The following is an 11,371-nucleotide window of genomic DNA, read 5'->3' on the forward strand; positions in this document are numbered from 1 at the left end:
TGATGGCGATGTGAATTATTTGCGATTAGGCCGGTTGGATCAGCGTAATCAGCTCGGTGTAGCGGGTGGTGCGCACGGCCAGCGCCTTGGACAGCACGTCGAGCATCTGGTCGGGGCGGTTAAGGTTGAGGATCAGGCTCACGCGCCGCGCCGCCAGTTGCGGGTCGGGGATGAAGATTTTGCCTTCACGCCAGCGTTGCAGCTGGTTGACCACCGTGAGCAGCGGGGTGTCGAAGAACACCAGGCGGCCGTTGCGCCAGGCCAGCACCTGCTCCAGCTCGGCGCGTTGGATCGCCCCGGTTTGCGTGCTGCTGAAGTGCAGCGACAGGCCTTCGCCGAGGTCGGTTTGCTGGTTGGGGGTGATCACCCGCACGGCGTGGCGGCTGACGCTTAGCTGCGCCGATTGCGCCTCGCACGCGAGGCAGAAGTCAGCGGCGCCCGTCAGCACCCGGCCGGCCTGGGTTTGCACGCTGAACTCGCCGGAAGCGTGGGGTTTGACCTGGAAAAACGCCTCGCCCTGCAACAGCTCAACGGCGCGGCGGGTGCTTGAAAAGTCCAGGTTGAGCGCGCTGTTGCCGGCCAGTTCCACGCTGGAGCCGTCGGGCAATTGCAGCGTGCGCCGTTCGCCGATCGCCGTGCGTACATCGGCAAACGGTGAGCTTATGCCCTTGAGCCACAGGGTGGTGGCGCCGCTGGCCACCACCGCCACGCTGGCGGCGAGCCCCAGGCCGACAAAGCGCCGGCGTGACAGTTGCGGGGCGGTGTGCGCCTTGGGCGGCAGCAACTGTGCCGTGGCCGCCCACAGCTGTTCCAACTGCGCGTAGGCGTGGGCGTTGCGTGGGTCGGCGGCGAGCCAGCGCGCCAGTTCGTCGCGCTCGGCCGGGGTCGGCGCGCCGGCCTGGATCAAGGCAAACCACTCGCTGGCCTGATGGCTGGCGTCATCGGGCCGGGGGCTGGTGTGGACGAGGCGCGGCGGTTCAACACTCATGGGGTCATCAATTCAACGAGGCACATTCAAGCGGCCGAGTATAAGTGAAGGCGCTCACTCGGGCATGCCCAGCTTCAACAAGTCCAGGGCGCGCACCATGCGGCTGTACGCGGTTTTCGGCGAGATGCCGAGGCGCTCGCCGATCTGCACGTAGGTCAGGCCTTCGATGCGCACCAGCAAAAATACTTCGCGGCAGGCCTCGGGCATGTTCTGGATCAATGCGTTGAGGGCGGCGAGTTGCTGATGGGCGATGGCGGCTTGCTCCAGCGTCGGGCTCGGCTGCTCCAGGCTGTCGGGCGCCTGTTGGTCCAGCGGCTCACCTTTGCGGTGTTCCTGGCGGCGGGTGTGGTCGATAAACAGATTGCGCGCCGCCGAGAACAGGTAGGCGCGGAAGTTCTCGATGCGCGTGCGGCCCATCTGTTCCGACAGGCGAATGAACGCGTCCTGCGTGAGGTCGGCTGCGGTTTCCTTGCAGCGCAAACGGCGATCCAGGTACGCCTGGATTTCTCCGCGATGAGCGAGATACAACGCCTTGAGATCTGAGCCGGACATAACGCTACCTGACAGCCATGGGAGCAAGCGCGGCGGAATATAACAAACGAGAATGATTGTTAATAGCGAATTGTCGGGTTTGGGTGCGGATTGACGGTTTATACGTAAAAGTCCAGTATGGAATTATAAGTACAAAATAATCTGCTGCATTTTTCTTCTCTCTTGCCTAAACCAACAACAACTTGCGAGACACGATCATGAAGAAACGCGCCCTTATACCTGCCCTGGCCCTTAGCCTGCTTGCTTCCAGCCATCTGCTGGCCGCCGAAAAAACCCTGCGCATCGGCATCGAGGCGGCGTACCCACCGTTCGCGTCCAAGACCGAGGAGGGCAAGATCGTCGGCTTCGACTACGACATCGGCAATGCGCTGTGCGCGCAAATGAAGGTCAAGTGCGTGTGGGTCGAAGGTGAATTCGACGGTCTGATTCCTTCCCTCAAGGTGAAGAAAATCGACATGGCCCTGTCGTCCATGACCATCAACGAAGATCGCAAGAAGTCGGTGGACTTCACCCACAAATACTACTTCACCTCCTCGCGCCTGGTGATGAAGGACGGCGCGGTGGTGGATGACCAGTACGCCAGCCTCAAGGGCAAGACCGTGGGCGTGCAGCGCGCGACCACCACCGACCGGTATGCCACCGAGGTGTTCGAGCCCAAGGGCATCACGGTCAAGCGCTACAGCAATAACGAAGAAATCTACATGGACCTGGCGTCCGGGCGGCTGGATGCGATCTTCGCCGACACCATCCCGTTGAATGACTTCCTGCAGATGCCACGGGGCAAGGGCTACGCGTTTGTCGGGCCGGAGCTGAAGGACCCCAAATACGTGGGCGAGGGCGCGGGGATTGCGGTGCGCGAGGGTAATGGCGAGCTGGTGAATGAGCTGAACACGGCCATTGATGGCATTCGCGCGAGTGGCGAATACCAGAAGATTTCGCAGCAGTATTTCAAGGCTGACATCTACGGCGATTAAATGTCATGCGCGGTCAAAATGTGGGAGGGGGCAACCCCCTCCCACATTTGATCAGCCTTTCAGTTCTTTCAGGTGCTTGTACACCGTCGCCCGGCCCATCCCCAGCACATTGGCCACATAGTTCGAGGCGCTCTTGCCCTTGAACGCGCCTTCGGCATGCAGGGCCAGCACCAGCTCGCGCTTGTGGTCGCGGGTCAGCAGATTCAGGCTCAGCTGACGCTCGCGCAGCCAGGCATGCAAAAAGGTGTTGATACGTTCCTGCCAGTCATCGCGAAACAGCGAATCCGGTTGTGGAATCAGCTTGCTCGGCGACAGGAACAGGTCCAGCGCCGCCTTGGCATTTTCGAACAATGAGATATTCAGGTTGATGCACAACACCGCCAGCGGGCGATCCTTGCCATCGCGCAATACCGTGCTCAGGCTGCGAATTTTCTGACCGTCCCAATTGAGCTTCTCGTACGGGCCGATATTCACTTCGCTGACATCATCGCTGAGCATGTCCTCCAGCGCCGAGTCATCGCCAATGCTGCGCTTGGACAGGTTATTGGCGATGTAATCGACTTTTTGCGTGCGCAGGTCATGCAGCACCACTTCGGCGTGGGGAAAAAAAAGTGTGGCGATGGCGTCGCTGATCGCGCGAAAATTCTGCAGGGTTTTGTCGGGTTCAGCGCTGTTCATCGATGCGGCTCCAGGCGGGCAGGGGAGAGCATACCAGCGTCGAGGCCGAACCGGGTCAACCCCTCCGGCAGCGCGGCGCCGCGCACCAGGGCCGCACTGGCCTGGCCCATGGCCGGTGAAGTCTGGATGCCATAGCCGCCTTGCGCCGCAACCCAGAACAGCCCTGGCACCTGGGGGTCGAAACCGCTGAGCAAATCCCCATCGTGCACAAAACTGCGCAGGCCGGCCCAGGTGCGGGTCGGCCGGCGGATGGTCAGGGTGGTGGCTTCTTCGATCTGGTAGATGCCCATGGCGATATCCAATTCTTCGGGCTGGATGTCCTGGGGCTCCACCGGGTCGGCGTTGGCCGGCGAGCCGAGGAACATGCCGGCGTCGGGCTTCATGTAGAAGGCTTCGTCGAGGGCTACCAGCATCGGCCAGGCATGGCTGTCTACGCCTTCGGGGCCGGCGAAGATAAACGCCGAGCGCCGCTTGGGTTGCAGGCCGATCGACGCCGCGCCGGCGAGGGAGCCAATATGGTCGGCCCAGGCGCCGGCGGCGTTGATGATGACGGGCGCGATGTAGGTTGCGTCCTGGGTGTTCACATGCCACAGGCCGGCGCTGTCACGGCTCAAGCCCAGCACGTGGCTGTCGGTGCGCACGTCGCCCTGGTTGCGGCGGATACCGCGCAGATAGCCTTGGTGCAGGGCGTCGGTGTCGATGTCGCTGGCGGTGGGGTCATACAGCGCGCCGTGGACTTTTTCGCGGCGCAGGATCGGCAACTTCCTACAGGCTTCATCCGCACTGAGCAGTTCGACCTGCGGCACGGTGGCCTTGGCGCTATGGTACTGGGCCTGCAACTCGGCGGCGTCGCCGATGAAATCCACGGTCATTTCGCCGCGTGGCGTGAGCAACGGGTGTTCACAGAAGCCCGCCGGCGGGCTGTCAAAAAACTCACGGCTGGCCAGGGTCAATGCACGCACCTGCGGAGTGCCGTACGCGGCGGTGTAAAGCGCCGCCGAGCGCCCGGTGGAGTGATAGGCCGGGTGATTTTCACGTTCCAGCACCAGCACCTTGGCGTGCTGCGACAACCAGTAACCGGTGGAGGCACCGGCAATGCCGCCGCCGATGATGATGAAATCTGCGTGGCTCATAACAGTCTCCAGAGGGCATTGGCCAGGGCGATGTCTTCCAGGCCGAGGCCGATGGAGCGGAAAAACACGTGGCGGTCGTAGGACGGACGCGGCACTTGGTCGCTGAGCAGTTCGGGCAGGTCGCCGATTATGGCGTTCGAGTCCCAGCCGTGCTGTTCGGCGGCGATCAGCATTTCGCCAGCTGCGCCTGGGGTGGTAAGGCGATAGTCGCAGAACACCTGCATGTCGTTGAGGCTTTGGGGCGGTACTTCATGGGCGCGCGGCGCGTTGGTGCTGATGGAGGTGATCAGCGCCGGTTTGCTCAGGCGTGCCGGGTCGATCACCGGCCCGGCCGAGGAGGTGCACAGCAGGATCACGTCGGCGTCTTCCAAAGCGGCATCGCAGGTTGACGCAATGCTCAAGCGAGGGTCGAGGATCTTGAGTTGTGTGGCGTCGGTCAGGCTCGGTGAAAACATACGGATGCTCTGCCAGTCGCGCAGGTTTTTCACGTAGTGCAGATGGGCCTGGGCCACCTTGCCACTGCCGATAATCGCCAAACGCCGCGCCGCCTGTGGCGCCAGCGCATCCACCGCCAACGCCGTGGTCGCGGCGGTGCGCGCGGTGGTCAGCTCGGCGGCGTCGCACAGCAGCAAGGGCTGGCCGGTTTGCATCGACATCAACAGGGTCCAGGCGGTGACCAGCGGCCCTTGCTCACGCACGATATACGGCGAGGTCTTCATGCCGTACACGCCGTCTTCAGCCAGCACACCCAGGTAGTTGATGAAGTCGCCGGCGCCCTGGGGGAATTCCACCAGTTGCTGCGCGGGTTGCACCGCGTGCCCGGCGGCCAGGTCACGGAACAGCTTGCGCAAGATCTGTGGTACGTCCACCTGTGCGAGCAAATCGCGGGCTTGGGTTTGGTTGATCACGTGCGGTGTGTTGGGCATTGATGTCTCCGCGAATAAACTATTTTGTCCATTATGGACTTTTAGTTTCTTTGATCAAGCGGTAAACCTTACCCAATGAATCGAAAACCTCCCGAGAGCTTTTCCTTCAAAAACCCCACCAACGCACTCACCGACTTCGGCACGTGCGGCGAATACGGCCTTATCAGGTAAATCTCATCGGCAAACGCGCCCGTGAGCGTCCAGCCCTTGAGCACCTGCACCAGCTTGCCGCTCGCCAGCGCGGCGTGGGCGCTGAAGTCCGGGAGCAGGGCGATGCCCAGGTGGTTGAGCGCGGAGTCGCGCAGGGCTTCGCTGTTGTTGGTGGCGAAGCTGCCGGCGATGGGCACGGTGAGGCGTTCGACGTTTTTGCTGCCGCGCTCGAAGGTCCAGGCGGGCTGGTCGGTGCCGCGAGGGTAGAACAGGCAGTTGTGGGCCGACAGGTCACCCGGCTCGCGGGGTTCGCCGTGACGCTTGAGGTAGTCCTGGGTGGCGACCAGCACCGAGCCGGTGTCGCAAAGCTTCCAGGCCACGTGGGTTTCCGGTACCTGGAAACCGTGGCGCACGGCCAGGTCGTAGCCTTCGGCGGCGAGTGAACTCAAGGCATCCGACACATCCAGCTGAATGCGTACCTGCGGATACTGCTGCAAAAATTCCGACAGATGCGGCACCAGTTGCTGACGAGCAAATGCCACGGGCGCCGTAAGACGTACCAGGCCGCGAATCTCCCCGACCGAGTCGCGCACCGACGAGAAGCTGCGCGCGATCTGCGCATAGGCGCTGCGCACCTCGCGGGTCAACGACAGCCCGGCATCGGTGAGCCGCACACTGCGCGTGGTGCGGGTGACCAGGCGGGTGCCGGTGGCTTTTTCCAGGTCGGAAATACGCTGGCTCACCGCCGACTTGCTCACCCCCAGACGCGCCGCCGCAGCGGTGTAGGTACCTTGCTCTTCCAGCACCGACAGCCAATGGATATGGGTCCACAGCCCCTCGATCTCAGCCTTTTCCATGATTCGATTGTTCGCATGTAAGGACAATAAGTTCAGGATTCTGCTCTGGTTTGGAACAAAGCGAAAGCCTAAGGTGTGTTCCAACGCTACCCACCTGGATCGACTGCCATGACAACTACAATCGAGCACTACATCAACGACCAGCGCGTGAGCCGCGATGATCGCTATCAGGACGTTTACAACCCGGCCACCGGCGAAAAGACCGGCCGCGTCGCCCTGGCCAGCCGCCAGACTGTCGCCGAAGCCGTCGCCGCCGCCCAGGCTGCGTTTGACGGTTGGGCCGACACCCCGCCAATCCGCCGCGCACGGGTGTTGTTCGAATACCTGCACCTGCTGCGCGAGCGCAAGGACGATCTGGCGCGCATCATCGTCGCCGAGCATGGCAAGGTGTTCACTGACGCCCAGGGCGAAGTCGACCGGGGCATCGACATTCTCGAGTTCGCCTGCGGCATCCCCAACCTGCTCAAAGGCGAGCATTCCGACCAGGTGTCCCGCGGCATGGACAACTGGACCCTGCGCCAGCCGCTGGGTGTGGTCGCCGGCGTCACGCCGTTCAACTTCCCGGTGATGGTGCCAATGTGGATGTACCCGATCGCCATCGCGGCGGGTAACACGTTCATCCTCAAACCAAGCCCGACCGACCCGAGCGCCTCGCTGTTCATGGCCGAGCTGCTGCGTGAAGCCGGCCTGCCCAAGGGCGTGTTCAACGTGGTGCAGGGCGACAAGGAAGCGGTGGACGCGCTGCTGGATCACCCGGACGTCAAGGCCCTGAGCTTTGTTGGCTCGACGCCGATTGCCCAGTACATCTACGAAACCGGCGCGCGCAACGGCAAGCGCGTACAAGGCTTGGGCGGCGCGAAAAACCACATGGTGGTGATGCCCGACGCCGACATCGAAAAAACCGTCGACGCGCTGATGGGCGCCGCGTACGGCAGTGCCGGCGAACGCTGCATGGCGATTTCGGTGGCGGTGCTGGTGGGCGATGTGGGCGACAAAGTCGTCGCTGCCTTGACCGAGCGCGCAAAGCTTCTGCGCATCACCGACGGCCGCGACCTCAAGGCCGAGATGGGCCCGATCGTGTCCCGCGCGGCACTGGAACGCATCAGTGGCTACATCGAACAAGGCGTGCAAGCCGGCGCGCAACTGCTGCTCGACGGGCGTGACTACGTGCCCACCGAAGCCGGTCTGGAGAACGGCTTCTGGCTGGGCGCGACGTTGTTCGACCACGTGACCAAGGAAATGAGCATCTACCGCGAAGAAATCTTCGGCCCGGTGCTGGCCTGCGTGCGCGTGAATGACTTCGGCGAAGCGATCCAACTGGTCAACGACCACGAATTCGGCAACGGCGTGAGCTGCTTCACCCGCGACGGCAACATCGCCCGCGAATTTGCCCGGCGCATCCAGGTGGGCATGGTCGGCATCAACGTGCCGATCCCGGTGCCGATGGCCTGGCACGGGTTTGGTGGCTGGAAGAAGAGCCTGTTTGGCGACATGCATGCGTATGGCACTGAGGGTGTGCGCTTCTACACCAAGCAGAAATCGATCATGCAGCGCTGGTCGGAAAGCATCGAGCAGGGCGCGGAGTTTGCGATGCCGGTGTCGAAGTAACGGTTGAGAGAACACCGCAGGACAAATGTGGGAGGGGGCTTGCCCCCGATAGCGGAGTGTCAGTCACTGAAGATATTGACTGAACCACCGCCATCGGGAGCAAGCCCCCTCCCACTTTTTATTGCATTCAGGCCATGGCTTTTGCCGGTTTCAGGCACTCGATGGAGCGGTCCACGGTGGTCCTGGCAATTTCCAGCAAATGCCACACCGCCAGAATTTTCGCGCGTTCGGGGCTCGCCAATTGCTCACCGCAATCGAGCGCAGTGGCCGAAGCACTGTCGAGCAAACTGGCGGTATAGAGCAGGGCGTCTTCGAAGCTTAACTCTTCGATTTGAACACCGTGGGTAGGCAGGTAATGGTCGATGGCGCGGTTGAACGCTGCGCGGTCTTTGGCTGAACTGCGGGGTGGGTCGGGGACGGCTTTGTTCATGGTGTAACTCCGTGATGATTAGGAGTCGACACCCTTCGCGACTAAACAAATGGGTGGCGGCTGTACGCAGGTTAGTCGACCGGCCATCACGCGAATCCGGCGCACCCGAAGGTGCCCTACGCACAGCCACCATAAAGCTGATGGAAGACCGTGCGCGTGATGGTTAGCGGGCGACTAAACCCGATCACTGATAAGCAGTGACGGATCGCAGACTAGCCCCCGATTCCAACAGGCACAAGGCGCCGGGGATTGTCTAGGAAACGTCCTGCAATTAAAAGCGACACGCCTTGCTGGCCCTTTACAAACCATGACAAAAGGCCAGCGCCTACAGATTGTTTTCGATCAAGTGTTGACGGCAAAACAGATGCCGAGTACTGTACATAAACACAGTGTTTAAGCGCTGATCGACCAACACCCGGCAACCTCAGCCATGCCAAACACTGTGTGCAAGTTAACGGATTAACTTGATGCACAGGCTCGTCAAACCGAGCCATTTTTATTTATAGAGAGGGAACTCATGTCGTATCCAGAAAGCAAACTCACCGGCTTGACCGGTTTCGCCCTTGCGGCAAAAGTCACCGGCGGCTGGGCTGGCCCGGTGGTCAGTATCACCACGCTCGATCAACTCAAGGCCAATATTGGCGACACCACCCCACGGGTGCTGGTGATCAACAGCAATATCTCGGCGTCGAGCCTGACCAAAGTCAATATGGGCGCCAACAAGACCCTGATCGGCTCTTTCCAGAACCGTACCCTGGAGAATATCCACCTGCGTGCCACCGCGCAGTCGCAGAACATCATTCTGCAGAACATTATCTTCAAGCATTCGGCAAGCATTAAGGCCAATGACGATATTCAGGTGTACCTGAACTACGGCAGCAAATACTGGATCGACCATTGCTCTTTTGTCGGCCACACCTGGTCTACCACGGATGGCAGTGAAGACAAGTTGGTGTATATCGGTGAAAAGGCCGACTACGCCACTATCAGCAACTGCTTCTTCGGTAACCACAAGTATGGTTTGATCTTCGGTCACCCGGCCGATGACAACAAAGCGGAGTTTAATGGCTACCCACGCCTCACACTCTGCCATAACCGCTTCGACAATATGGAAGTGCGCGCGCCGGGGTTGATGCGTTATGGTTATTTCCACGTGTATAACAACTACGTGAATAACTTCCACCTGGGCTTTACCCTGGCGCAGAACGCCAATATCCTCTCGGAAAGCAATTATTTCGGCGAGGGCAGCCAGAACAAAGGCATGTTGGACGATAAGGGCACCGGCACCTTCACCGACACCAACAGTGTGCCGGCGATCACCAACCAAAAGTCGCCGAAGGGGCAGTGGACGGCGAGCTCCAACTACAACTACGCCTTGAAAACCGCGGCCCAGGCCAAGGATTTCACCCAGAAAAATGCCGGTGCTCAGGCGGCGGCGCTGGTCTTCGGTGGCTGAACCCAAGCGTTTCTTTAACGATTGACCTTCCTCAGGAGCGCCTCGATTGATCGAGGCGTTGCTTACCCCTACGTGGATAAAGATACAAACGCACGAATGATGGTAGTTGTTTAGCTAACTTTCTATTAAGTAGACCTTAATTGCGCATGCCATTATTTTTATATCAAGGATATAAGTACAGTGATGGCCTTTGTAATCTAAATAATTCTTCATGTTGAGGTGAGCAAGGTTCCATGTTAAACCTTGTTTCGCACTTATAGAGCCAACAACGGCTCGCTCTTTTCAGTCGCAATCAAGTTGCTGGCTGTGAGTGTTATTTAATCTTCGCTTGTCACTAAAGCGTCAGTAAAAGGACATCATCATGAAACCTGCGAATCACACACCCACTCGTTGGACCCGGGCCGATGCGCTGAAAGTTAATGAAAATGACCCGACGACGACACAGCCGTTAGTGAGTCCCGACTTTCCTGTCATGAGTGACACCGTGTTTATCTGGGACACCATGCCCTTGCGTGAACTGGATGGCACGGTGGTATCCGTCGATGGTTGGTCGGTCATCTTCACGTTGACCGCAGACCGTCGCCCGCATGACCCACAATTCATCAATGCCGATGGCCGTTACGACATCAAGCGTGATTGGGAAGACCGTCACGGCCATGCGCGCATGTGCTACTGGTACTCGCGCACTGGCAAAGACTGGATCTTCGGTGGCCGCGTGATGGCCGAAGGGGTTTCGCCGACCACCCGTGAATGGGCGGGTACGCCGATCCTGACCAACAACAACGGCGATATCGACCTGTATTACACCTGCGTAACGCCGGGCGCCACGATTGCCAAAGTCAAAGGCCGGGTGGTCACCTCGGACACCGGCGTTACCCTGGAAGGCTTCACTGAGGTCAAGTCGCTGTTTGACGCCGATGGCACGTATTACCAGACCGAAGCGCAAAATTCGACCTGGAACTTCCGCGACCCCAGCCCGTTTATCGACCCAAACGATGGCAAGTTGTACATGGTGTTTGAAGGCAATGTCGCCGGTGAACGTGGCACTCACGAGGTGGGCCCGGATGAACTCGGTTTGGTGCCACCGGGCCATGAAGAAGTCGGTGGCGCGCGCTATCAAGTGGGCTGTATCGGCATTGCCGTGGCCAAGGACTTAAGCGGTGAAGAATGGGAAATCCTACCGCCGCTGGTGACGGCGGTTGGCGTGAACGATCAAACCGAACGCCCGCATTACGTGTTCCAAGACAACAAGTATTACCTGTTCACCATCAGTCACAAGTTCACCTATGCAGACGGCGTGACGGGGCCGGATGGCGTCTACGGGTTTGTTGGCGAGCATCTGTTTGGTCCCTACACGCCGATGAATGCCTCTGGGCTGGTGCTTGGCAACCCACCGTCGCAGCCATTCCAAACCTATTCGCATTGCGTGATGCCCAATGGCTTGGTGACCTCGTTTATCGACAGCGTGCCTACCACCGGCGATGACTACCGTATTGGCGGCACCGAGGCGCCTACCGTGAGGATTGTATTGAAGGGGGACCGTTCGTTTGTGCAGGAGGCTTATGACTACGGTTACATCCCGGCGATGCGTGATGTTGTACTGAGCCAGTAAACCCAGC

The 11,371-nt window shown here is 60.1% G+C and carries 11 protein-coding genes; 4 read left to right on the forward strand and 7 right to left on the reverse strand.

Annotation, left to right across the window (positions count from 1 at the left end; genetic code table 11):
• Positions 1-25: 25 nt before the first annotated feature.
• Both AC0IYH_RS24650 and AC0IYH_RS24655 read right to left on the reverse strand, forming a co-directional pair.
• Positions 26-988 carry a FecR family protein gene (locus tag AC0IYH_RS24650; RefSeq protein WP_471836654.1) on the reverse strand — a complete coding sequence of 321 codons (963 nt, stop codon included), beginning with the start codon at positions 986-988 and terminating at the stop codon, positions 26-28.
• A 54-nt stretch (positions 989-1,042) separates the two neighbouring features.
• Positions 1,043-1,540 carry an RNA polymerase sigma factor gene (locus AC0IYH_RS24655; RefSeq protein WP_116630076.1) on the reverse strand — a complete coding sequence of 166 codons (498 nt, stop codon included), beginning with the start codon at positions 1,538-1,540 and terminating at the stop codon, positions 1,043-1,045.
• Positions 1,541-1,737: 197 nt separating this feature from the next.
• Between AC0IYH_RS24655 and AC0IYH_RS24660 the strand changes: the two genes are divergently transcribed.
• Complete coding sequence (locus AC0IYH_RS24660; protein ID WP_471836655.1) at positions 1,738-2,514, forward strand: ABC transporter substrate-binding protein; 777 nt, start codon at positions 1,738-1,740, stop codon at positions 2,512-2,514.
• Between the two features lie 51 nt (positions 2,515-2,565).
• On the opposite strand, the gene AC0IYH_RS24665 is transcribed toward AC0IYH_RS24660, so the two are convergent.
• The 4 genes from AC0IYH_RS24665 to AC0IYH_RS24680 all read right to left on the reverse strand — a co-directional run bounded on the left by AC0IYH_RS24665 (position 2,566) and on the right by AC0IYH_RS24680 (position 6,258).
• Positions 2,566-3,192 carry a PAS domain-containing protein gene (locus AC0IYH_RS24665; protein ID WP_116630078.1) on the reverse strand — a complete coding sequence of 209 codons (627 nt, stop codon included), beginning with the start codon at positions 3,190-3,192 and terminating at the stop codon, positions 2,566-2,568.
• Positions 3,189-4,325: an NAD(P)/FAD-dependent oxidoreductase gene (locus tag AC0IYH_RS24670; RefSeq protein WP_471836657.1), complete on the reverse strand. Its 1,137-nt coding sequence runs from the start codon at positions 4,323-4,325 to the stop codon at positions 3,189-3,191. The genes AC0IYH_RS24665 and AC0IYH_RS24670 overlap by 4 nt, the downstream gene beginning before the upstream one ends.
• A complete protein-coding gene (locus AC0IYH_RS24675) occupies positions 4,322-5,251 on the reverse strand; it encodes an ornithine cyclodeaminase family protein (protein ID WP_471836659.1) in 930 nt (309 codons plus the stop codon). Before AC0IYH_RS24675 ends, AC0IYH_RS24670 begins: the two co-directional genes overlap by 4 nt.
• Positions 5,252-5,319: 68 nt before the next feature.
• Positions 5,320-6,258: a LysR family transcriptional regulator gene (locus tag AC0IYH_RS24680; RefSeq protein ID WP_471836661.1), complete on the reverse strand. Its 939-nt coding sequence runs from the start codon at positions 6,256-6,258 to the stop codon at positions 5,320-5,322.
• A 108-nt stretch (positions 6,259-6,366) separates the two neighbouring features.
• Between AC0IYH_RS24680 and AC0IYH_RS24685 the strand changes: the two genes are divergently transcribed.
• The gene (locus AC0IYH_RS24685; protein ID WP_116630082.1) at positions 6,367-7,866 is read left to right on the forward strand and encodes a CoA-acylating methylmalonate-semialdehyde dehydrogenase; all 1,500 of its coding nucleotides are present in this window, start codon (positions 6,367-6,369) and stop codon (positions 7,864-7,866) included.
• A 127-nt stretch (positions 7,867-7,993) separates the two neighbouring features.
• On the opposite strand, the gene AC0IYH_RS24690 is transcribed toward AC0IYH_RS24685, so the two are convergent.
• Positions 7,994-8,296 (reverse strand): DUF6124 family protein, encoded by a 303-nt coding sequence (locus tag AC0IYH_RS24690; protein WP_122773811.1) that lies wholly within the window; start codon positions 8,294-8,296, stop codon positions 7,994-7,996.
• A 517-nt stretch (positions 8,297-8,813) separates the two neighbouring features.
• Here AC0IYH_RS24690 and AC0IYH_RS24695 point away from each other — a divergent pair.
• Positions 8,814-9,752 carry a pectate lyase family protein gene (locus AC0IYH_RS24695; RefSeq protein WP_116630084.1) on the forward strand — a complete coding sequence of 313 codons (939 nt, stop codon included), beginning with the start codon at positions 8,814-8,816 and terminating at the stop codon, positions 9,750-9,752.
• Between the two features lie 361 nt (positions 9,753-10,113).
• Positions 10,114-11,364 carry a glycoside hydrolase family 68 protein gene (locus AC0IYH_RS24700; RefSeq protein WP_116630085.1) on the forward strand — a complete coding sequence of 417 codons (1,251 nt, stop codon included), beginning with the start codon at positions 10,114-10,116 and terminating at the stop codon, positions 11,362-11,364.
• Positions 11,365-11,371: the final 7 nt, after the last annotated feature.

Source organism: Pseudomonas sp. AC463, from assembly GCF_979253585.1.

What these genes read in the sequence shown, in the direction of transcription:
- AC0IYH_RS24650 (WP_471836654.1), bottom strand. Translation starts at nt 988, where the DNA reads ATGAGTGTTGAACCGCCGCGCCTCGTCCACACCAGCCCCCGGCCCGAT.
- AC0IYH_RS24655 (WP_116630076.1), bottom strand. Translation starts at nt 1,540, where the DNA reads ATGTCCGGCTCAGATCTCAAGGCGTTGTATCTCGCTCATCGCGGAGAA.
- AC0IYH_RS24660 (WP_471836655.1), top strand. Translation starts at nt 1,738, where the DNA reads ATGAAGAAACGCGCCCTTATACCTGCCCTGGCCCTTAGCCTGCTTGCT.
- AC0IYH_RS24665 (WP_116630078.1), bottom strand. Translation starts at nt 3,192, where the DNA reads ATGAACAGCGCTGAACCCGACAAAACCCTGCAGAATTTTCGCGCGATC.
- AC0IYH_RS24670 (WP_471836657.1), bottom strand. Translation starts at nt 4,325, where the DNA reads ATGAGCCACGCAGATTTCATCATCATCGGCGGCGGCATTGCCGGTGCC.
- AC0IYH_RS24675 (WP_471836659.1), bottom strand. Translation starts at nt 5,251, where the DNA reads ATGCCCAACACACCGCACGTGATCAACCAAACCCAAGCCCGCGATTTG.
- AC0IYH_RS24680 (WP_471836661.1), bottom strand. Translation starts at nt 6,258, where the DNA reads ATGGAAAAGGCTGAGATCGAGGGGCTGTGGACCCATATCCATTGGCTG.
- AC0IYH_RS24685 (WP_116630082.1), top strand. Translation starts at nt 6,367, where the DNA reads ATGACAACTACAATCGAGCACTACATCAACGACCAGCGCGTGAGCCGC.
- AC0IYH_RS24690 (WP_122773811.1), bottom strand. Translation starts at nt 8,296, where the DNA reads ATGAACAAAGCCGTCCCCGACCCACCCCGCAGTTCAGCCAAAGACCGC.
- AC0IYH_RS24695 (WP_116630084.1), top strand. Translation starts at nt 8,814, where the DNA reads ATGTCGTATCCAGAAAGCAAACTCACCGGCTTGACCGGTTTCGCCCTT.
- AC0IYH_RS24700 (WP_116630085.1), top strand. Translation starts at nt 10,114, where the DNA reads ATGAAACCTGCGAATCACACACCCACTCGTTGGACCCGGGCCGATGCG.